Raw genomic sequence first — 21,577 nt, 5'->3', positions numbered from 1 at the left:
AACTGTTATCCAAAAGAATTCTCATTGTCAAACAGTACTTCTTTAAATCATTTTCTAACCTATTTCGTTTACTTGAAACGATTCAAAAACATTTCTAGTTTTTTCTAAGTCAGATGTCAGACATCTGATACTGATATCATAACATGTTTACGCTTTCTTTTTAATACATTTTCGTAGAATTTCTCATTTTCTTCACACTTCTATTGTAATCCATTCTGCAACGAAGTGCTAATTTTTTTATGATTTATTTCTTCATATTAAAAATAAAAAGTAGCTCTAAAGAGCTACTTTTTATTTTACTTCTATTGTTTCTTCTTTATGTTCATGCAATTCGCCTTTTCTTACATGTACTTTCACTTTGTAAGCACCGTTCTCTTTGAAAGTATGTTTCGTTTCATACTCTCCTTTATTCCCTTCTTTCGCTGGAATAAATTCGTGTTTTTCAACACCATCTTTCCAAATCTCTAGTTGTACTTCAGCACCAGTTAATGCTTCTTCTTTTTGCTTTAAATGAACTTTCATTGTAGATTCAGCATTTGCCTTTATGTCTCCAGCCATAAGATGGATCATTGTGTCACTTTTATGATCTCCATGTCCTGCACTGTGATCACTATTTTCTTTTTTCGCATCTTCTACTTTCGCATTTCCTACAGCAACTTTTACTTCTGGCATAACGTGCATTTCACGTGCATTTGTGTGAGCGATAATATGGTATACTCCATCCGTTTCAAATGTTTTCTCTACTGCATAAACACCTTTTCCTTTATGTTTGCCATCTAACATCTCGTGCTTTTCGTCGCCATCTTTCCAAATTTCAAACTTTACATCATCGGCATCCGTTACTTTTTCTTTCCCCTGTGTAACAAGTGCTTGTACTTCTGTTTTTTCACCTGGTTTAATTTCTTTCGGATTTGTTTGGACTGCTACTTTTACAGCTTCAAGTTTCTGTTCTTTTTTCGGTTCTTCTTTGTTTGTATTACAGCCAGCCAACGCTAGCATCGCGATAAATAAAGTTATAATCAGTTTTTTCATCATCATTTCCTCCTTTATACTTTATTTAGTATAGAGGAAATACATTGTAATATTCCAGTCTTCTGCTGAAAACAATATACGAAATGTTTGTGAAGTTTCTGTGAAACGGTCTTCCCCTCTTAATCTATGAGAAAAAGAGCATAGTAACTATGCTCTCGGATGAAACTGTTTATATACATCTTTTAATCTAGTTTTTGAAACGTGCGTATAGATTTGCGTAGTTGAAATATCTGCATGTCCAAGCATTTCTTGTACAGCACGTAAATCTGCTCCATTTTCTAATAAGTGCGTAGCAAACGAGTGACGCAACGTATGAGGTGTAAGTTCTTTTTCAATATTTGCCTCTTTCGCTAATCGTTTTAATATTTTCCAAAATCCTTGTCTTGATAATCGATTACCATGATGGTTTAAAAAGAGTGCATCTACTACTTTTTTCCCCATTAATTCTCTTCTTCCTTTTTCAATATACTTTTGAATCGCTTCCGTTGCTAAACTTCCTAGTGGAATAATTCTTTCTTTATTCCCTTTCCCTATGCAACGAACAAATCCCATCGTTAAATGTACATCTTCTAAATTGAGTGCAATCAATTCTGAAACACGAAGTCCTGTCGCATACAGTAACTCTAGCATCGCCTTATCACGAATACCAAAAGCACTTGTCATTTTTGGTGTTTGAAGTAACGCCTCTACTTCATCAACTGATAATACTTTTGGTAATTTCCGTTCCCCTTGTGGCGTTTCAATATGTACGGATGGGTCGTGTTCTACCGCTCGTTCACGAAGTAAAAATTGGTGGAACGAACGAATTGATGCGATATGACGCGCCAATGTTTTCGAAGATTTTCCGTTCTCTTTTAAATACTGCAAAAAGTTAACAATGTGTAAACGGGTCACTTCATGAAAAGTTTTCGTCTGTTCCACATTTTGCAAATACTTTACGTAGCTTTTTAAATCCCGTTCATACGATACTACTGTATTCTTTGCTAATCCTTTTTCGACAACCATATAATGAATAAAATCTTTTAATTGATTTTCCACTCTACACTACTCCCCATTTTCATAGAAAAACATCATTCTATTTACGAAAGCATCCTTTGCCGGTTCTTCATTCCCTGATACTTTTTCTACAGTCTCTTCTTTAGGTTTTTCATAACGATGATAGCTTTCATATTCTTCATTTATCCATAGTATAGCGAAATAAAACAAAATCGTACAACTTGTAAATAATAAAAATACTTTTATTCCATCAAAAGTTAATTTTAAAGCTCGGCGCATTGTAAATTCCTCCAAAATATAAGTTATTACAACATATGCCAAGCTTTCACCAATTTATACCTTATTCAAATAAAAAACCTCTTCCTAGATAAATAGGAAAAGGTTATTTTTCATCCGTTTCATTTTCTTGACAATTTTTACAAATCCCATGGAATGTTAAACGATGATCTTTCACCTTAAAGCTCCAGTCTCGTTCTACTTTCCTTTCCACTTCACCAAGTAAATCTTCTTGTATTTCTTGTACAGCACCACATTGTGTACAAATCAAATGATGGTGGAAACGCTGCGCACCTTCTTGGCGTAAGTCATAGCGTGAAACACCGTCTCCGAAGTTAATCTTATCGACAACTTTTAACTCAGATAATAGTTCTAAAGTTCGATAGACGGTTGCTAATCCGATCTCTGGCGACTTTTCTTTTACAAGGAGGTAAACATCTTCTGCGCTTAAATGATCTTCTTCATTTTCTAGCAGCACACGAACTGTTGCTTCACGTTGCGGTGTTAATTTGTAGCTCGCTGCATGTAATTGCTTCTTAATTCGTTCAATTCTTTCTTCCATTCGGTACTACTCCCTCCTCGCCACTCTTACACCATTATATCAGAAGAAGGGCTTCTGTCAAAAGAAAAAACAATAAAAACAAATTGATAATTATTCTCAAAAAGTATTTATTTTTTATTAATAGCCTCAACGACTTCTTTCATTAAAACTGGTGATGCGTAAGCCTCCACACTAGAAGCAAGTGCTAACACCACTCCAATTACGAGAAAGAAGCATGTATAACGGATTAATAATGGTAATAGTGGCTCGGTTATTTTTCTAATAAATTGATGCCTAATCATCCGTAAAGAAAAACTTGCAGCAATGGTTGTCATAACGAGAAAGACTGGAATGATAATTAAATTTTGTGGCAAAACAGATACAAATGCTAATAATAGTCCATTCCATCCATGCTGACTTACTAAAAAACCAACTGTAAATCCAACGACAACTCCTTTTACAAATAATAAAATAAAAATAAGTGGTAATCCAATAATTGAAATTCCTAAAATCCAAATAAATCCGATGTATTTTAATTGCGAAAAGTAACTTTCTCGAAACATTTCGCCCGCAATGGCAAATTCTCCTTTAGAGACTTGTCCAAAAAAACGTTGTAAATAAAATGATAAATCTTGTTTTTGATTGATTTGTAAACTATTCACGAGAATGGCTCCGAATATTACTCCCATCAATAATAAAACAGCGTTAAATATATATAATGAAGAGTTTTCCTGTATGTGAGACATTACACGGTCTTGCCAATTTTTTCGCCACATTTTTCTTCCCTCCGTTCACACTCTTATTAAAAATGTATGAAAGAAAGAAAAAAGTATGACGAATTAACATTGAAATTCCGCTCTACTTTGCTAAACTAAAAAGTAGAGAATAGGAGGGATTTCTCTTGAAACCATTATTATTAGATTTTCCAACATTATTTCAAACTGAACGCTTGCAAGTTCGTAAACCATTTCCAGGTGATGGTGCAGAAGTATATGAAGCAATCCAAGCTTCTCTAGAAGACTTAGTACCGTGGATACCAATTAACGCTGAAACAGAAGAGAGTGCTGAAGAAATTGTTCGCGAAGCTCACGGACAGTTTTTACTTCGTGAAACACTTGATTTTCACTTATACGATAAAGTATCTGGTACATTCATCGGAGCAATTACACTAAAGCCTGAAAACTGGGATATTCCAAAGTTTTCACTTCACTTCTGGCTACATAGTGCCTATACAAAACAAGGCTATATGACCGAAGCTGTTAAAGGTGCAATTCAGTTCGCCTTTGATAAACTAGGCGCTAGAAGAATTGAAATTCGTACTGATGCAACAAATATAAATGCATGTAGCTTAGCAGAACGTCTAGAATTCATTCTAGAAGGGACAATGGAAAATGATTTCCTAGCACCAGATGGTAGCTTACGTGATGCACGTGTATATGCAAAAATCAATTAAAAAACACTCGCCTTTGGCGAGTGTTTATTTTTGTAGTTGTAAATATTGTACTGCAAACATCGTCTTCGCATCATGAATACGAAGATCTTTCATAAGAGTAATCGCTTCTTCTAACGATACTTCCATTAATTCCACAAACTCATCTTCATCTAACTCAGCTTTATTTTCTTTTCTTGTCAAACCTGTCGCTTTATATACATATAAAATTTCATCTGCGAATCCTGGAGATGTATAGAAAGAAGTAATGAGCTCCATATTTTCACATACATATCCTGTTTCCTCTTCTAATTCACGAACTGCTGTTACCTCAGGTTTTTCACCAGGTTCTAACTTGCCAGCCGGAATTTCTATAATCGCCTTTTCAAGTGCTTTACGATACTGCTCAACAAGCACAATTTTCCCCTCATCAGTAATAGCAATAATAGCAACTGCACCAGGGTGATTTACAATTTCACGTTTACTCATTGCTCCATTTGGTAATACTACATCATCAACACGAACTTTTATAACTCTACCATCAAAAATTGGCTCAGTTTTTACTGTTCTCTCTGCAAGATTACTCATACTACTTCATCTCCCTGTTCTATTTCCTATTCTTTCCTCATACATTTTACCACATTGAAAGGAGCGTGATAGAAATGAAAGTTTATATTTTACCAAATCGCGTCACTTTAGTCGGAAAAGCATGGCAAATTCGCCATAAGCTAAAGCAATATAGCAAAGAGTATACAACTGTACAAGAGTGGATTACAGCAAATAAAGTGAAACATTAATCATGCTTTTACGGGCAGTTAATGCGAAGCGGAAAGTAAACGTTTGTCAACCTCTTTTCCCTCTCGTACAATAAAGGTAAGGAGGTTGACCTATGAAAAAACGTCAATTAGGAAACTCAGATTTGTTTGTTACAGAAATGGGCCTTGGCTGTATGTCTCTCGGTACATCTGAAACAGAAGCTATGCATATTATCGATGAAGCGATCGATTTAGGAATTAATTTTTTTGATACAGCAGATTTATATGATTACGGATTAAATGAAGAATTTGTTGGAAAAGCCTTGAAGGGAAGAAGAGACCAAATTGTACTTACAACGAAGGTTGGAAATCGTTGGACAGAAGAAAAAAATGGCTGGTCTTGGGATCCTTCTAAAGCTTACATAAAGACTGAAGTAAAGGAAAGTTTACGTAGACTTCAAACTGATTATATTGACCTTTACCAACTTCATGGCGGAACAATTGAAGATCCAATAGATGAAACAATTGAAGCTTTTGAAGAATTGAAAAAGGAAGGGATTATTCGCCATTACGGTATTTCTTCTATACGCCCAAATGTCGTTCGTGAATATGCAAAACGCTCAAACATCGTTAGTGTACTAATGGAATATAACCTTTTAAATCGTCGTCCAGAAGAATGGTTCCCCCTTCTAAATGAACACCAAATTAGCGTCATTGCCCGCGGGCCACTTGCAAAAGGAATTTTAACTGACAATAATGCAAGAAAGATAGAAAGAGTAAAGGAAAAGGATTATCTCTCTTATTCTTACGATGAATTACATGCAACTCTAGCAAGTGTAAAAGAAATGATTGGAGAACGCTCTTTAACAGGAACAGCTATTCAATATTGCTTACATAATAAGACTGTTGCAGCTGTTATACCTGGTGCAAGCTCTCTTCAACAATTACAGGAAAATATACGAGCTAGTCAACAGTTACCTTTAACGAAAGAAGAATATATACAACTTCAAAAGATTGTTAAATATGACACATATGCTTTGCATCGTTAAAAATATCGAATTACCGATAAAACAGAAGACTGTCTCCAGTATTAGGAGACAGTCTTTTTTATAACGTATCATATTTATCAGGATTCGTTCCTACATGTAAATCACGATTCAACGTGTTAATTTGACGTATCTCTTCTTCAGTTAGTGCAAAATCAGAAATAGTAAAGTTTTCTTTAATACGAGATGGTGTAACAGATTTAGGAATTGTAACAATCCCGCTTTGAATATCCCACCTTAATATAACTTGTGCAGGTGTTTTTTCATATTTGTTAGCAATAGCCTGAATGATTGGATGCTGGAATACTTCTCCGCCCCTCATTAACGGACTCCATGCTTCCATTTGAATTTGCTCATCTTGACAATAATTTCGCAACTCAAATTGCGTCAACATCGGATGAAGTTCCACTTGGTTTACCATCGGCTTCACTTTGCAATTTGGTAATAATAGTTCTAAATGATGTTTATGAAAATTAGAAACACCAATCGCACGCACTTTACCTTCTTCATACAATTTCTCTAAAGCTCGGTACGTATCAACATACTTCCCTCTTACCGGCCAATGTATTAAATATAAATCTACATAGTCCATTTGTAATTTTTTCAAACTCTTTTCAAACGCCTCGAGTGTCTCCTCATATCCTTGATCGTCGTTCCATACTTTTGTTGTAATAAATATATCTTCCCTTGGAATTCCTGATTCACGTATCGCCTCTCCGACACCGCTTTCATTTTCATATACAGTTGCTGTATCAATCGAACGGTATCCAACCTCTAACGCTGTTTTTACTGCTTGCTTTACTTCGTCTCCTTCTTTCGCTTTATATACGCCTAGACCAATCATCGGCATTTTCACGCCATTATGAAGTGTAGTTGTTGGAATATGCACAGTCGTCTCCCTTTCATTGTTACATTTTTTATAAGCCACAATTTTATTTCAACAAGATTCATCCCAAAAGTCAAAACATACGTACAGTTTACATAACACTTTTATATAGCCAAAAAATAGCGTGAACTCATTCATTCACGTTATTTTTTCTCCATTCTTTCGCTTTTTCATCCACATTGCGCACAAACTCATTTTTTCCTTCCGTATATAACGCGCCATCATATGTATACTTTTCGGCTAATTCTTTCTTTAAGGTTGCATATGCCTCTGCTTCTTCACAATGAGCCATCATATAATCACGAAATGCTAAATGCCTTACTATCTCTGGATTTCCTTTTTCAAACACGTGTAAATGATACGAGCGTTTTTCTTCAGTTCCATGAATAAAATATCGGCGTCTTGAAATACCATTTTCCCCTTTTACGATGTAACCAAGCTCTATAAATCGTTCATTCCACCCATCTACTCTTTCGATATTTTCTACTTCCATGATCATATCAATAATAGGTTTAGCTGCCAGTCCGGGAACTGACGTACTTCCAATATGATGAATTTTTACCGTTTCTGGCATCGCTGATTTTAATCTTTTAGCCTCCATTTGAAATTTTTCACTCCAATGGTTTTCATGTGGAACAACGACAATTTTTCTCATTCTAACTCCCCTTTTCTTACAAGCTCGTCAAAAAATGATCAGTGGTATTTCACTGATCATTTTTTTATTATTTAAAGTCTTTCCAAGTAAGGTTACTTTCACTTAGCAGTTCTTCAAATGATTTATTCTTTTCACGTTCTTTTTGTTCTTGGCGCTTTCTTTCCAGTTCAGCTGCCTCTTTTTCCTCTTCCCTCACTTGCAACTCTTTCTTCTTACTCTTTAATTGTTGCATGAGTGAATCATTTAATTGATCGCCTAATGTAAGTGTTTCTTTCTTTGGTTGATTCACTTGTGATTGTCTTTGCATTTGTCTTTGTTTCTTTTTCTTCATGCTACTCACCTTTTACTTTTTTCTCCATTATAGTAGATACACAATGAAATCGACAATAAAAAAGGGTCTTTACTCTATTATTCACTTTTTGTAAATATGTTAATTTTTCGAAAAGACTAAATTTTTATGTAGCTATAATCCTATGAATCTATTAAAATTATGTCGTATGATGTCAGATTATAAAAAAGGAGAATTATATTATGTGGAAAAAAATTATTCCTGCCGTTGCTGTTTTAAGCACCATTACTTTTTCAAGCGTATTTGCCGCTCCCCCATCTCAGAATCCAGCTGAACAAAACCGCTACATAGACTTACAAATGCTTGGTATTAATGATCTCCATGGACAACTAGATACTGTTAAAAAAATCAATAATAAAGAAGCTGGTGGCGCTGATTACTTAGCTACTTATTTAAAAGAACATAAAAAACAAAACCCTAATACACTTCTCGTACATGCTGGTGATATCGTCGGAGCTAGTCCACCAGTTTCAGCATTATTACAAGATGAACCGACGATTGAATTTTTAAATGACTTAAAATTTGATGTCGGTACAATCGGGAACCATGAATTTGATGAAGGCATTGATGAAATGAAACGCCTCATTTACGGTGGATATCATGAAAAAACAGGAAATTTCAAAGGGGCTAACTTCCCCTATGTAGCTGCTAATTTCTATAACAAATCAACTGGCCGCTTATTTTTACCACCATTTACTGTAAAAATGGTAGATGGTGTTCCTGTAGGATTCATTGGGGTTGTTACAACTGATACACCAAATGTTGTTATGCCTACGATGCTTAACAATGTACAAATTACTGATGAAGTAGAAGCAATTAATAAATCAACACAACAATTAAAACGCCTCGGCGTTAAATCTATCGTCGTTCTTGCTCATGTCGGTGGAACAACCGATGAGTCTGGGGTAACAAATGGCGACCTTACTCGAATTGCAAATGAAACAGACCCAGAAGTTGATGTTATCTTCGGTGGACATAGTCATACGTATGTAAATGGTACAGTAAATAATAAACTAATTGTCCAAGCAAATTCATATGGAATGGCTTTCTCAGACGTCGATGTAACAATTGATCGGAAAACAAAGGATATTGTAAAGAAAAAAGCTGAAGTTGTTACAACGTATCATGAAGGTGTAGAACCTGATAAACAAGTAAAGAAAAAACTAGATCAATATAAAGAAAAAATCGCACCACTTGTAAATGAAGTGGTCGGAAAATCTACAGCACCTATCGACCGTAAACAAAATGATGCTGGTGAGTCCACTCTTGGAAATTTAGTTGCCGATGCTCAGCGTCAAACGATGCAAACTCAAATCTCCCTCATGAATCCTGGTGGCATTCGTAATGACTTAGATGCTGGTGATATTACGTGGGGTGAGTTATACGGCATTCAACCTTTTGGAAATCAATTGATTAAAGTAAATTTAACAGGTCAAGACATTCGCGATATTTTAAATCAGCAATGGCAAAAAGGAACAACAAGAATGCTTCAAATTTCAGGTATTCAATATACGTGGGATGCAAATAAACCAAACGGTGAAAAAGTTACAAATATACGTTTAACAAACGGAGAAGAATTATCTCCATCTACAACGTATAGCGTAGTTGCAAATGCCTTCTTAGCTTCTGGCGGTGATGGATTCGTATCATTTAAAAATGGTAAAAATGCAGAAACTGGGCCAAACGACTTTGAAGCGTTAGTCAATTACGTAAAACAATTAAAAGAACCAATTCAGCCAGTTATTGATGGAAGAATTCAAAAAGTAAATTAAGTGTTTCTCTAATAATAAATTTCATTTTTCACGCATAAAGGATTTGTACTGATCCTCTATTTTATACGTAATATACATCATAAAAAGGATACTCGTTCTTCTAATGAACACAGTATCCTTTTCTTTAGTTATCAAAATGTGATGTTTTGTCAACTTCATATTGCTGTAAAAATTGTTGCAACGCCTCTTCTACAAGTTTAGATTTTTGAATTCCTTTCGATTCTGATATAAGGTCCAATCTTGCTAATATTTCTGTATTAATAGAAAAGGTCCGTCTCTTTTTCTCTGTACTTTTACTCACAATTGGTGCAATTACTTCTTCTCTTTTTCTTAATAACTCATAAATGCTTTGTAATTGCTCATAAATTAATAATTGATAATCTGTTTTCTCATATTGAAGGGCGGTCGCTTCTTGGAGTTGTAAGTGACGTGGTTCTTCTCCATCTCCTACAAAAATACGTTTCTTCTGCTCTCCATCATATTCGTATCCAATCAATCTTAATTTCTTCGATAATGTATACGGGCTTATTTCAAGACGTTTTGCTATAATAGCGATGGATTCACGTCTATTTAAACCATCTATAATTTCTCCAATCGTCACAATTTCCCTCCTCCCGTGTTGAAATGACACTAGTATGGTATGTTACAATGATTTTCTAACAGTATATGCAAAATGAATAGCCTGTGCGATTCATACGATTTCACAAAAGGAGGTTTTCAATATGCTTTTTCGTAGCTACACCCCTCAGTTCTATAACGAAAACAAACAACTTATTCCTAATAGTATCGCTACGATAGAAAGCGTTATGATTAATAATCGAAAACAAACTCTCCTTATGCGTGGACAAAACGTAGAGCAACCTATTTTATTATGCTGTCACGGCGGACCTGGGATGGCACAAATCGGATTTATTCGCCATTTTCAAAAAGAATTAGAGAAGCAATTTATTGTTATTAATTGGGATCAGCGCGGGGCTGGTAAATCCTTTTCAATGAAAGATTTCGGAGCAAATTTCACAATCGAACAATTCGTTTCCGATGCAAAAGAAGTGATTCAATATGTACTTAAAAGGTTCAACAAACAAAAACTATTTCTCGCTGGTCATTCTTGGGGAAGTATTATTGGGCTTAACATAGCACATCAATATCCAAAGTATATCGAGGCTTACATCGGTATTGGGCAAATTGTACATATGAAACAAAATGAAGAATTGCTATATCAACATTTAATTCATTCTGCAAAAAAACATGATCATAAAAAAGCATTAGCTTCCCTTTTAAAATTAGGCAAACCACCATTTTTAGATACGAGACGTCTCATTATTCAAAGAAAGTGGCTTGGCACATTTGGAGGCGCAATCCAAAACGGATCTTCCTTTTCTTTCATACGAAAAGGTTTCTTTTCTCCTGAATATACGCTATTAGATTGGTTCAAGTTTCTCGCAGGAAATTTAAAATCTGGTGTTTTATGGGAAGAAATGCTGACAATCGATTTCTTTTCTTCTATTTCAAGTTTATCTATTCCAGTTTATTTTTGTTCTGGTCGCTATGATTATCAAACTCCTTATGCACTCGTTCAGGAATATTGCGATATTATTGAAGCGCCTATAAAAAAGATGATTTGGTTCCCAAATTCAGCACATTCTCCTGATTTAGAAGAACCAGAATTATTCGCTAATTCTTTACAATCAATTAAACAAGAGCTAGCTTTTCAGCATTAGTAACAAAAGGCTCTTTTACATTTCATAGAAAACATTTTATAATAATATGTCGCAAGCATGTATAAACATAGCAAAATGTTTCATATTTACTTGTCTTAACAGAATAAAAATTTAGGGAGATTACATTTATTATGAACGCTGTACTCGTCGCAGTAGCAATTATGCTATTGCTTAGTTTGTTACGTGTCCAGGTCATTGTCGCCATCATTGTTGGAGCTTTAACAGGCGGACTTATCGGCGGACTCGGTATTTCAGAAACGATTAACACTTTTACAACTGGTCTTGGAAACAGTGCTCCAATCGCTTTAAGTTATGCAATGCTTGGTGGTTTCGCTATTTCCCTTTCCAAAACAGGACTTCCAGATGCTATGATTCAAACTTCATTAAAATGGATTGGCAATGAACAAGACACGAAAAAACAAGTTTATTCTAAAATACTTATTTTATTCATTATTTTAACGATGGCTTGTTTCTCACAAAATGTGATTCCTGTTCACATTGCTTTCATCCCCATCTTAATTCCAGCACTTTTAAAAGTATTAAATGAGCTGAAAGTGGATCGCAGACTTGTCACATGTATTATTACATTTGGATTGATTACTCCTTATATGTGGATCCCTGCAGGATTCGGAAAAATTTATCATGACGTATTACAAACCAACGCTGCGCAAAGCGGCCTTACATTTGATGTCACACTTATTCCAAAAGCAATGACTATTCCAGCAATTGGTATGATTATTGGATTATGTGTAGCGGTATTTATTACGTACCGAAAACCTCGTACGTATGAAACAGAACAAATTCATACTACCGAAAATGAAATCGTTCCCTATACAAAACGTAGCATTACTTTCGGTTTATTATCTATCATTGCTACATTAACTGTTCAATTAACAACAGAATCAATGATTTTCGGTGCTTTAGCAGGTATTATCGTCTTATCAGTTAGTGGCAGTCTACCACTTAAAGAAGCAGATGCGATATTAACAAGCGGAATGCGTATGATGTCCTTTATTGGCTTTGTTATGATTGCTGCCGCTGGATTCGGCGCTGTTCTTCGAAAAACAGGACATGTTGAATCTCTAGTGCAAACGAGTGCACATATAATTGGAAATAACAAACCACTCGCTGCATTTCTTATGCTCGTTATTGGACTTCTCGTTACGATGGGAATTGGTTCATCCTTTTCAACCATCCCTATCTTAACAACCATTTTTGTACCTCTTTGCATTCAGCTTGGATTTAGTCCAATGGCCACAATTGCAATTATCGGTACAGCCGGAGCACTAGGTGACGCAGGATCTCCAGCATCGGATAGTACCCTTGGACCAACATCCGGTTTAAATGCTGATGGTCAGCACCATCATATATGGGATACATGTGTACCCACTTTTCTACATTACAATATACCGTTACTTATATTTGGCTTTATTGCCGCAATTACATTATAAAAAGGTGCGTATAAAACGCACCTTTTACTTTTTTATTTTTCCTTTTAATTGTTGAAAAGCTACTTTTCCGTTATCTTTGACATAGCTTTCAATTGTCGGTAGTGATGAACCTATCCATTCACACTCTATACTCCCATTCGGTCCAACAATTTTTAATTTATCTGGTATATGTATATTTAGAAATCTCGCTGACCGAATTAACTCAATAGCAATCTGATCACTTGAGGCTACAATTCCATCTATATACGGATTGTTTTGCAATAATGTAATAAATTGTTTATTTGTATACCCTTGTACACATTCTTCTCGATAAGAGATTCCTTCATCCCAAACAGCGTCTAAAAACCCTGCTATATGATCTTCCATTTCTTCACTTTCTTCTCCCTCACCGAAATATGCAAGAAAGTGACACCCTTTCTCTTTTAATAAAGAAACAGCTCTCTGTCCACTTTCATAATAATTTCCATGTGATTGTTGCTCATCGATCACAACAAACGGAAATGGAATTTCTCCTACACTTTTAAAAACTGCTCTCGTCAAAATAACACCTGCAATGTTATTTTGCTTCAGCATATGTATGTATCTATCTTTATTCTCTATATTACAAATAATGATTTGATAGCCTTCTTTATATGCTATTTCCTCAATACAATGTAGCAAAGTGATGTTTGATTGGTTACATAAATTATCTACAAGTAATGCAATTATCGTTGAACTCTCTTTAAATAGTGGCTTCGCTGCACTGTTTGGCCTATAACGTAATTCTTCAATTGCTCCCTTTACTTGTTTTACTGTGTCCTCATGAACGTATCCTTTTTCATTAATAACTCGTGAAACGGTTGCGACTGAAACACCTGCCAATTTTGCAACATCACGTATAGTTGCCACATCGTCACCCCTTAATATGGTAATAGATTACAATTTTACGGTAACCTAAATTACACTATCCGTCAAGATTAATAACTCATATTTCTGAAAATTGTTACATCATTTCACTAAACGATACTCCAACTGAATTTCATGTAAAATTGGGATATTATCATATCCAATACGTGGAATTTCTTTCTTTATTTTTCGTGCCTCCTCTACCGCATTCACATATAAATTAGTCATTACAAAATTACGTTTTTGGTAAAATCGTAACGCATTCATATTATCATTTGTTGTAATAAGCCAAACCTGTCTGCACCGTTCTTCTTCTGCAACTTGTAATACACAATCCACAAGTTTCGTCCCTATTCCTTTTCTTTCTTCAAAGCTATCTAGCGATACAATTTCGCACATATTTCCGGTCACTTCATACGTTATAATTCCGATTATTCTGTCATCTGAGAGCGCAACAAATCCTGGCAACTCTTCTAACTGATGTCCCTTACCACGTGAAACCATCAATGAACTTCCCCAGTTCTCACACATGAACATTCGGATTGTTTCTTTCATCGCTGGCGTAATTTTTTGTATATGCAGCATTTCCTATTTCTCCCCTTTTATATCATTGTGATACAATATAAGTGTATCACATGTAACGGTATTTGGAGGATGAGGTAAAGTATGAAACGTTTTTTTGCAGCATTGTTTACTATACTAGGTGCAATAACTGCCCTTGGGATTTTCTTTACAAATAAAGTGATGTACTTAAAGAAAAAAACAGAGGAAGAAGTACTCGAAAGAGAAACGAAAAAACATTTTCGTATAGAGGATTTTGATGCTCTTCATAAAGAAGAAATTCATATCCCTTCACAATTCGGATACGACCTTCACGGATATTACATTCCTGCCGGTCATTCCACCAATAAGTTTATGGTTTTTTGCCACGGTGTAACTGTAAATAAAATAAACTCTGTAAAATATGCAAACTTATTCTTAAAAAGGGGATATAACGTCCTCATTTACGATCATCGTCGTCATGGTAAAACTGGCGGAAAAACAACAAGCTATGGATACTATGAAAAACATGATTTAAAATCCGTAGTTGACTGGCTAAAAAACCGTTTTGGCACCAATATTACACTTGGTATTCATGGTGAATCTATGGGAGCTGCAACACTTCTTCAATACGCAGGACTTGTAGAAGATGGTGCTGATTTCTATATTGCAGATTGTCCTTTCTCTGATTTTCACGGACAATTACAGCACCGTTTAAAGGTTGAATTCCATTTACCAAAATGGCCTTTATTACCTTTAGCAAACGCATTTTTGAAAGTTCGTGACGGTTATACAATTCGTGAAGTTTCACCAATCGACTGTATAAAAAACATTAACAATCCCGTTCTCTTTATTCATAGTAAAGATGACGACTATATTTTAGCTGATATGACAAAAGCGTTATATGAAGCGAAAGAAAATAATAAGCAGCTTTATATTGCAGAACACGGTGCACACGCTTGCTCTTATAACGAAAATAAAGAAGAGTACGAAGCAGCCGTCGATCAATTTTTAAACACATATGTGAAAGAAACAAAAAACAGGCTTGCATAAGCCTGTTTTTTATTGCGCTAAAACGTCTGTAACTTGTTCCATATTTTCAGAAATCCATTGCATTGCATCATCTAACGTTGGGAATTCTGTCGTTTGAAATGTTACTTCATCTTGAAGTAACCAAACATCCTTTGCCTCTTGCCCTACACCTGCAATGGACCAATGTAACAAACTATATGGATGATTATCATTCAAAAATGATGCCCACGTGCGCTCATTTGCAATGTTTCGTAATGTATGTAATTGTTTATCCATCTCTCGTCACCTTACTCTAGTCAATTATGAAAACTATTATAACACTCTCTTCTTTCTCAAACAAAGTGCTCTTTTTATATTGTCAAGCACTTCCCTTGATTATATGATGAAATTAAGCGTTTGGGAAGGAGGGATAACGTTGGCAAAAGTACAAATTAAAGTAAATGATAATGGCTCTTTTCGCGTTACAGGGGACGTGGAATTAGTCGACTCACAAGGGAATGTATTCCCAGCAAAACCGGCATTTTCTTTATGCCGTTGTGGTTTATCAAAAAATATGCCTTATTGCGACGCTTCGCATAAAGGTAAATTCGAGTCTGTTGTTAGAGCACCAGAGGCAGAATAATTTTACATGTGACATGCACATTTTTTTGTGCATGTTTTTTCTTTTTAGCAACTCCGTTATATCCCTTCTCCTTACAACATTTCTAATACTTTTATTTCCATTCCAGCCTGCATATATTTTCACACAATTCTTCACATTCAAATATTTTTTACTAGCCTTTTATTTTTTTTGTGCTATAATTTGAGCAAACAGCATCCTTCGGGGTCGGGTGAAATTCCCAACCGGCGGTGATGAAGTGAAAACTTCTAAGTCCGTGACCCGTTTTCAACTCGAAAACGGTGGATCTAGTGAAACTCTAGGGCCGACAGTATAGTCTGGATGGGAGAAGGATATGTTTCTAGTTTTTTATATAGTGAATACACTTTTATTTCAGTATGCATATTTTTAAAGATTCATTTTGATTCTTTATATATGTTTAATTTTCTATACTTATTTTTTATACTGAAATAAAAAGAGACAACTAGCGTTTAAAAATTCGATATTTTGCTAGGTTTTTTCCTTATGCAGAAATATCAATTATCGTTAGGTTTCTTTCCTATGCTTTCGTATTCAAACTATATTTCTAGAAATCACGTCTCCCAAACCCCAAGGATATTAAATCCTTGGGGTTTTTTGATTTTTTTAGGAGAGGTGAAGAAAATGACAGATCAAGAATATATGAGGATTGCCCTGCAGTTAGCAGAAGGGACATCAGGACAAACAAGTCCAAATCCTATGGTTGGTGCTGTTGTTGTAAAAGATGGAAACATCGTTGGTATGGGGGCTCATTTACGAGCTGGTGAAGAACACGCAGAAGTTCATGCCCTTCAAATGGCTGGTCAGAACGCCAAAGACGCTACCGTTTATGTAACACTGGAACCGTGTAGCCACTTTGGAAAAACACCACCTTGTTGTGAATTGCTTATCGAAAAAGGAGTTAAGCGTGTTGTAATTGCTACTCTCGATTGTAATCCGCTCGTTTCTGGTAACGGAAAAAGAAGATTAGAGGAAGCTAGAATTGAAGTAACTACCGGTGTTCTTGAAGCAGAAGCAGTTTTATTAAATCGCTACTTTTTTCACTACATGAAAACGAAGCGCCCTTTTGTAACAATCAAAACAGCGATGAGTTTAGATGGAAAAACAGCAACTGTAACTGGTGAAAGTAAGTGGATTACAGGTGAAGAAGCACGTGCTGATGTTCACCAATATCGCCATACACATGATGCAATTCTTGTTGGAGTGAATACAGTTATAGCTGATAATCCTCATTTAACAACAAGAATTCCAAATGGTGGGAAACATCCTATTCGTGTTGTTTTAGATACCCATTTACGAACGCCACCATCTTCTCATGTTATAACAGATGGTTTAGCACCGACATGGATTATTGTCGGTAAGGATGTAAAGAAAGAGAAGATATCTTCTTATGAATCTAAAAATATAGCTATATTCCAAATGGAAACGAAGCATATAGAAATCGAGGACCTTCTTTCCTTTCTTGGAGAAAAACAAATTCTTTCTCTATTCGTTGAAGGTGGCCAATCGATTCATGCAAGTTTCTTAAAAACAAACAATTTTAATGAAATTGTAACCTATATAAGCCCGAAATTAATTGGTGGGAAAGATGCTCCTACTTTATTTGGAGGAAATGGTTTTTCAAAATTACAAGATGCGCTTTCTTTGAAAATTCAAGAGATGAAACAAATTGGTGATGATATAAAAATTGTTGCGAATGCCCGAAACGAGGTGACGGAATGTTTACAGGAATTGTAGAAGAATTAGGAACGATAGCAAACATGCAACAAAGCGGAGAAGCGATGAAATTAACGATTCATGCAAAAAAAATTTTATCAGATGTTCACTTAGGTGATAGTATCGCGGTTAACGGTATTTGCTTAACTGTAACAAGCTTTACAACTACTTCATTTACAGTTGATGCAATGCCTGAAACGATGCAGTCGACATCACTTCGCATGCTTAAACCGCACTCTAAAGTAAATTTAGAGCGCGCAATGGCTGCAAACGGACGATTCGGTGGACATTTCGTTTCAGGACATATTGATGGAATCGGAACGATTTTAAATAAAAAACAACATTACAATGCCGTCTATTACAAAATAGCAATTTCTGATGAACTACTGCGCTATTGTTTGCAGAAAGGGTCCATTGCTGTTGATGGAACGAGTTTAACGATATTTGATATAGACGAATCTTCCATAACGATTTCACTCATCCCGCACACAATAAGCGAATCTGTCATTGGAGCAAAAAATGCCGGAGATATCGTAAACATTGAGTGTGACATGATTGGTAAATATATCGAACGCTTTATTACTAAACCTACAAAACGAATAGGTTCAATGACTGAAAGCTTTTTACAAGAAAACGGATTTCTATAAGGGGGAAGAACAATGTTTCATCGTATTGAAGAAGCTCTAGAAGATTTAAAACAAGGTAAAGTCGTTATCGTATGTGATGATGAAAACCGAGAAAATGAAGGCGATTTTATTGCTTTAGCAGAGTACATTACACCAGAAACAATTAATTTTATGATTACACATGGCCGTGGTCTCGTTTGTGTACCGATTACAGCAGGGTACGCAGAACGTCTACAATTAGAACCAATGGTATCTCATAATACAGATTCACATCATACTGCGTTTACAGTGAGCATTGACCATGTTTCTACAACAACAGGGATTAGCGCTCACGAACGTGCAACTACGATACAAGAATTGTTAAACCCCGCATCAAAAGGTGCTGATTTCAATCGACCTGGACATATCTTTCCATTAATTGCGAAAGAAGGCGGTGTCCTGCGTCGTGCAGGTCATACAGAAGCTGCTGTTGATTTAGCAAAGCTATGCGGTGCCGAACCAGCTGGAGTTATTTGCGAGATTATAAATGAGGACGGCACGATGGCACGTGTACCTGATTTAATAGAATGCGCAAAACAATTTGATATAAAAATGATTACAATAGAAGATTTAATTGCTTACCGCCGCCATCATGAAACACTTGTGACGAGAGAAGTGGAAATTACATTACCTACAGATTTCGGTACTTTCCACGCAATTGGCTATTCTAACTCATTAGATACGAAAGAACATATCGCACTTGTAAAAGGTGATATTTCAACAGGTGAACCGGTACTTGTACGTGTTCATTCTGAATGCTTAACAGGAGATGTATTCGGTTCACATCGCTGCGATTGCGGACCACAACTCCATGCAGCACTTGCTCAAATTGAGCGTGAAGGAAAAGGTGTTCTTCTTTATATGAGGCAAGAAGGAAGAGGCATTGGGCTTCTTAATAAGCTTCGTGCTTATAAATTACAAGAAGAAGGATTCGATACTGTAGAAGCAAATGAAAAACTCGGCTTCCCTGCTGATCTTCGTGATTACGGTATCGGTGCTCAAATATTAAAAGATTTAGGTTTACAGAGTTTACGATTATTAACGAATAACCCAAGAAAAATTGCTGGCTTACAAGGTTACGATTTAGAAGTAGTCGAGCGTGTACCGTTGCAAATGCCAGCAAAAGAAGAGAATAAATCGTATTTACAAACGAAAGTAAACAAATTAGGACACTTACTAAACTTATAATTAAAGGAGAGATTTATTATGGTATTCGAAGGTCATTTAGTTGGTACAGGATTAAAAGTTGGAGTTGTTGTTGGACGTTTTAACGAATTTATTACAAGTAAGTTACTTGGCGGCGCTTTAGACGGATTAAAGCGTCACGGTGTAGAAGAAAATGATATTGATGTTGCTTGGGTTCCTGGTGCATTTGAAATTCCTTTAATCGCTAAAAAGATGGCTAGTAGCGGAAAGTATGATGCTGTTATTACATTAGGTACTGTAATCCGAGGTGCTACAACTCACTACGATTACGTTTGTAATGAAGTAGCAAAAGGTGTTGCGTCTTTATCACTACAAATGGACATCCCAGTTATTTTCGGCGTATTAACGACAGAAACAATTGAACAAGCGATTGAACGCGCAGGTACGAAAGCTGGTAATAAAGGATATGAATCAGCTGTTGCTGCAATTGAAATGGCTCACTTATCAAAACAATGGGCATAAAAAAAGAGGCTGCGGCCTCTTTTTATTTTTTCACCTTTTTTTGTACATCTTTTATTAATTCATTCATCGTTTTTCCTTCTGTTTTTATATGAAGAGCTTGTGCCGTTCTCCATACATTCTCTCTTTTTTTCGCTTCTTCTATAATAGTAATTTCTTTTCTAACTTCCTTTAAATCTTTTCCTTCCGTTTTCAATCCAAAATGTTCAGCTTTCGTTCGAAAGTGTTGTTCGATTCTTTGTTGCATTTCTTTTTGTTCAGGATTTTCAGCAGCCTTAACTGGATCAGAACTTATTGCTTTTATTAAAATTAAACAAGTCATAATCGCTAATATGTATTTGTACATGTAAAATCCTCCAACCCAATATAAATTACATATTTACTATGTACAACTAGGGCTTGGAAAATTCGTCCACAAAAATTCTTTTTTTCGCTTAAAAACCAATAATATCAAGCGTTCACAACTATTTATTACATTTTATTTACAAAAAAAGCAAACCCTTTTACAAGTTTGCTTTTTCATCTATCTTATAATGCACATTCTTCAATCTCAAATCCTAAATCTGCAATCATACCCCAGTCCGCAGTCGGCTCTTGTCCAGCTGTCGTTAAGTAGTCCCCGACAAAAATAGAGTTTGCTGCAAATAAACCGATTGGCTGTACAGAACGTAAATTGATTTCACGTCCTCCTGAAATACGAATTTCTTTTGTTGGGTTTACAAAACGCATCATTGCCAGTACTTTTAAACATTCTACTGGAGTTAACTCTTTTTGTCCTTCAAGAGGTGTCCCCTTTACAGCAACAAGGAAATTACAAGGGATAGAATCTGCATCTATACGTTGTAATTCAAATGCAATTTCAGCACGCTCTTCAATTGTTTCTCCCATGCCAAAAATCGCTCCCGAGCATGGGGAAATGCCCGCTTGTTTTGCTTTTTGAACTGTATCAACACGATCATCATACGTATGAGTTGAACAAATACTATCGTAATTATTTGCATGTGTATTTAAGTTGTGGTTATAACGATGCACGCCTGCTTCCGCTAAACGTCCTGCTTGATCTTCATTTAAGAAACCTAAACAACAACAAATCTTCAAGTCTGTCGTTTCACGAATTTCCTTAACTGCTCCAATTACGTGATTTACCTCTTTATCCGTCGGACGACGACCAGACGCTACAATACAATATGTACCTGCTTTACGGCGTATTGCTTCATGTGCCCCTTCTACAATCTTCTCCTGCGTTAACCATGCATATTTATCAATCGGTGCTTCTGAAATAATAGACTGTGAGCAATATCCACAATCTTCAGGACATAATCCAGATTTCGTATTAATAATCATATTCAATTTTACTTTCTTACCAAAGTGATGATGGCGAATAATGTAAGCCGCATTCATAATTTCTAAAACTTCGGTATCATCAGCTTCTAATATCGCTATTGCATCTTCTTTCGTAATCATCTTCTCTTCCACTACGTCGTATGCAAGTTTTTTCCAATCCCTTTTTGTTTGTACTTGTTTCATT

The 21,577-nt window shown here is 35.7% G+C and carries 27 protein-coding genes and 1 riboswitch; of the genes, 12 read left to right on the top strand and 15 right to left on the bottom strand.

The genetic code is table 11. The annotated features are described in order from the left end of the window. Positions 1–291: 291 nt before the first annotated feature. From MKY38_RS01540 to spoIIM, 5 genes are all read right to left on the bottom strand, one after another. Positions 292–1,032, bottom strand: coding sequence for a FixH family protein (locus MKY38_RS01540; RefSeq protein WP_000733456.1), 741 nt, complete (start codon positions 1,030–1,032; stop codon positions 292–294). Between the two features lie 147 nt (positions 1,033–1,179). Next, positions 1,180–2,070: a site-specific tyrosine recombinase XerD gene (gene xerD, locus MKY38_RS01535; RefSeq protein ID WP_065222907.1), complete on the bottom strand. Its 891-nt coding sequence runs from the start codon at positions 2,068–2,070 to the stop codon at positions 1,180–1,182. 6 nt (positions 2,071–2,076) lie between these two features. Continuing rightward, positions 2,077–2,307, bottom strand: coding sequence for a YqzK family protein (locus tag MKY38_RS01530; RefSeq protein WP_001250432.1), 231 nt, complete (start codon positions 2,305–2,307; stop codon positions 2,077–2,079). 103 nt (positions 2,308–2,410) lie between these two features. Beyond that, entirely contained in the window at positions 2,411–2,866 is a 456-nt protein-coding gene (gene fur, locus MKY38_RS01525) for a ferric iron uptake transcriptional regulator (protein ID WP_000392657.1), read from the bottom strand. A 107-nt stretch (positions 2,867–2,973) separates the two neighbouring features. Further along, positions 2,974–3,591, bottom strand: coding sequence for a stage II sporulation protein M (gene spoIIM, locus MKY38_RS01520; RefSeq protein WP_013142149.1), 618 nt, complete (start codon positions 3,589–3,591; stop codon positions 2,974–2,976). A 155-nt stretch (positions 3,592–3,746) separates the two neighbouring features. Between spoIIM and MKY38_RS01515 the strand changes: the two genes are divergently transcribed. Continuing rightward, complete coding sequence (locus MKY38_RS01515; protein WP_000803479.1) at positions 3,747–4,298, top strand: GNAT family N-acetyltransferase; 552 nt, start codon at positions 3,747–3,749, stop codon at positions 4,296–4,298. Positions 4,299–4,322: 24 nt separating this feature from the next. On the opposite strand, the gene MKY38_RS01510 is transcribed toward MKY38_RS01515, so the two are convergent. Continuing rightward, a complete protein-coding gene (locus tag MKY38_RS01510; protein WP_000067042.1) occupies positions 4,323–4,862 on the bottom strand; it encodes an NUDIX hydrolase in 540 nt (179 codons plus the stop codon). Positions 4,863–4,936: 74 nt separating this feature from the next. On the opposite strand from MKY38_RS01510, the gene mciZ reads away from it, so the two are divergent. Both mciZ and MKY38_RS01500 read left to right on the top strand, forming a co-directional pair. After that, positions 4,937–5,071: a Z-ring formation inhibitor MciZ gene (gene mciZ / locus MKY38_RS01505; protein ID WP_000870302.1), complete on the top strand. Its 135-nt coding sequence runs from the start codon at positions 4,937–4,939 to the stop codon at positions 5,069–5,071. A 92-nt stretch (positions 5,072–5,163) separates the two neighbouring features. Next, positions 5,164–6,078, top strand: coding sequence for an aldo/keto reductase (locus MKY38_RS01500; protein WP_000747210.1), 915 nt, complete (start codon positions 5,164–5,166; stop codon positions 6,076–6,078). A 58-nt stretch (positions 6,079–6,136) separates the two neighbouring features. On the opposite strand, the gene MKY38_RS01495 is transcribed toward MKY38_RS01500, so the two are convergent. The 3 genes from MKY38_RS01495 to MKY38_RS01485 all read right to left on the bottom strand — a co-directional run bounded on the left by MKY38_RS01495 (position 6,137) and on the right by MKY38_RS01485 (position 7,947). Next, a complete protein-coding gene (locus MKY38_RS01495) occupies positions 6,137–6,964 on the bottom strand; it encodes an aldo/keto reductase (protein WP_000547993.1) in 828 nt (275 codons plus the stop codon). A 127-nt stretch (positions 6,965–7,091) separates the two neighbouring features. Beyond that, a complete protein-coding gene (locus MKY38_RS01490) occupies positions 7,092–7,616 on the bottom strand; it encodes a GrpB family protein (RefSeq protein WP_001227186.1) in 525 nt (174 codons plus the stop codon). 67 nt (positions 7,617–7,683) lie between these two features. Next, positions 7,684–7,947 carry a YqkE family protein gene (locus MKY38_RS01485; protein ID WP_000727561.1) on the bottom strand — a complete coding sequence of 88 codons (264 nt, stop codon included), beginning with the start codon at positions 7,945–7,947 and terminating at the stop codon, positions 7,684–7,686. A gap of 200 nt (positions 7,948–8,147) precedes the next feature. Between MKY38_RS01485 and MKY38_RS01480 the strand changes: the two genes are divergently transcribed. After that, the gene (locus MKY38_RS01480) at positions 8,148–9,737 is read left to right on the top strand and encodes a bifunctional metallophosphatase/5'-nucleotidase (protein WP_065222905.1); all 1,590 of its coding nucleotides are present in this window, start codon (positions 8,148–8,150) and stop codon (positions 9,735–9,737) included. A 124-nt stretch (positions 9,738–9,861) separates the two neighbouring features. Here MKY38_RS01480 and MKY38_RS01475 read toward each other — a convergent pair whose 3' ends face one another. Then, on the bottom strand, positions 9,862–10,338 hold the full coding sequence (locus tag MKY38_RS01475; RefSeq protein WP_000151931.1) for a ribbon-helix-helix domain-containing protein: 477 nt from the start codon (positions 10,336–10,338) through the stop codon (positions 9,862–9,864). 121 nt (positions 10,339–10,459) lie between these two features. Here MKY38_RS01475 and MKY38_RS01470 point away from each other — a divergent pair, with 121 nt between their 5' ends. Both MKY38_RS01470 and MKY38_RS01465 read left to right on the top strand, forming a co-directional pair. Then, positions 10,460–11,458, top strand: coding sequence for an alpha/beta fold hydrolase (locus MKY38_RS01470; RefSeq protein ID WP_000898973.1), 999 nt, complete (start codon positions 10,460–10,462; stop codon positions 11,456–11,458). Between the two features lie 131 nt (positions 11,459–11,589). After that, positions 11,590–12,909 carry a Na+/H+ antiporter family protein gene (locus MKY38_RS01465; RefSeq protein WP_065222904.1) on the top strand — a complete coding sequence of 440 codons (1,320 nt, stop codon included), beginning with the start codon at positions 11,590–11,592 and terminating at the stop codon, positions 12,907–12,909. 24 nt (positions 12,910–12,933) lie between these two features. Here MKY38_RS01465 and MKY38_RS01460 read toward each other — a convergent pair whose 3' ends face one another. Beyond that, positions 12,934–13,797, bottom strand: coding sequence for a LacI family DNA-binding transcriptional regulator (locus MKY38_RS01460; protein WP_065222903.1), 864 nt, complete (start codon positions 13,795–13,797; stop codon positions 12,934–12,936). A gap of 99 nt (positions 13,798–13,896) precedes the next feature. Next, complete coding sequence (locus MKY38_RS01455) at positions 13,897–14,379, bottom strand: GNAT family N-acetyltransferase (protein ID WP_000902437.1); 483 nt, start codon at positions 14,377–14,379, stop codon at positions 13,897–13,899. Positions 14,380–14,460: 81 nt separating this feature from the next. On the opposite strand from MKY38_RS01455, the gene MKY38_RS01450 reads away from it, so the two are divergent. After that, positions 14,461–15,387 (top strand): alpha/beta hydrolase, encoded by a 927-nt coding sequence (locus tag MKY38_RS01450; RefSeq protein ID WP_000819234.1) that lies wholly within the window; start codon positions 14,461–14,463, stop codon positions 15,385–15,387. 9 nt (positions 15,388–15,396) lie between these two features. On the opposite strand, the gene MKY38_RS01445 is transcribed toward MKY38_RS01450, so the two are convergent. Then, positions 15,397–15,642, bottom strand: a complete 246-nt coding sequence (locus tag MKY38_RS01445; protein ID WP_000360793.1) for a DUF2552 family protein — start codon at positions 15,640–15,642, stop codon at positions 15,397–15,399. 139 nt (positions 15,643–15,781) lie between these two features. On the opposite strand from MKY38_RS01445, the gene MKY38_RS01440 reads away from it, so the two are divergent. The 5 genes from MKY38_RS01440 (at position 15,782) to ribH (ending at position 20,052) form a co-directional block, all read left to right on the top strand. Next, positions 15,782–15,988 carry a CDGSH iron-sulfur domain-containing protein gene (locus MKY38_RS01440; protein WP_001151582.1) on the top strand — a complete coding sequence of 69 codons (207 nt, stop codon included), beginning with the start codon at positions 15,782–15,784 and terminating at the stop codon, positions 15,986–15,988. A gap of 190 nt (positions 15,989–16,178) precedes the next feature. Next, positions 16,179–16,322, top strand: a riboswitch (FMN riboswitch). 305 nt (positions 16,323–16,627) lie between these two features. Next, entirely contained in the window at positions 16,628–17,740 is a 1,113-nt protein-coding gene (gene ribD / locus MKY38_RS01435) for a bifunctional diaminohydroxyphosphoribosylaminopyrimidine deaminase/5-amino-6-(5-phosphoribosylamino)uracil reductase RibD (RefSeq protein ID WP_029443258.1), read from the top strand. Then, positions 17,722–18,366 (top strand): riboflavin synthase subunit alpha, encoded by a 645-nt coding sequence (gene ribE, locus MKY38_RS01430; RefSeq protein WP_065222902.1) that lies wholly within the window; start codon positions 17,722–17,724, stop codon positions 18,364–18,366. The genes ribD and ribE overlap by 19 nt, the downstream gene beginning before the upstream one ends. Positions 18,367–18,378: 12 nt before the next feature. Beyond that, complete coding sequence (gene ribBA / locus MKY38_RS01425; protein WP_000468983.1) at positions 18,379–19,572, top strand: bifunctional 3,4-dihydroxy-2-butanone 4-phosphate synthase/GTP cyclohydrolase II; 1,194 nt, start codon at positions 18,379–18,381, stop codon at positions 19,570–19,572. 18 nt (positions 19,573–19,590) lie between these two features. Continuing rightward, entirely contained in the window at positions 19,591–20,052 is a 462-nt protein-coding gene (ribH, locus tag MKY38_RS01420; protein ID WP_000230895.1) for a 6,7-dimethyl-8-ribityllumazine synthase, read from the top strand. A 22-nt stretch (positions 20,053–20,074) separates the two neighbouring features. Here the strand turns inward: ribH and MKY38_RS01415 are convergent, their stop codons facing one another. Next, entirely contained in the window at positions 20,075–20,395 is a 321-nt protein-coding gene (locus tag MKY38_RS01415) for a hypothetical protein (RefSeq protein ID WP_000280032.1), read from the bottom strand. 182 nt (positions 20,396–20,577) lie between these two features. Beyond that, entirely contained in the window at positions 20,578–21,576 is a 999-nt protein-coding gene (bioB, locus tag MKY38_RS01410; protein ID WP_000815856.1) for a biotin synthase, read from the bottom strand. Position 21,577 lies beyond the last annotated feature (1 nt).

The sequence above is a fragment of the Bacillus sp. FSL R5-0585 genome (genome assembly GCF_038004545.1).
In the GTDB taxonomy this organism is placed as follows: domain Bacteria; phylum Bacillota; class Bacilli; order Bacillales; family Bacillaceae_G; genus Bacillus_A; species Bacillus_A cereus.
The sequence above is the reverse complement of the archived record's forward strand: the minus strand, read 5'-3'. Positions and strand labels throughout refer to the sequence as shown.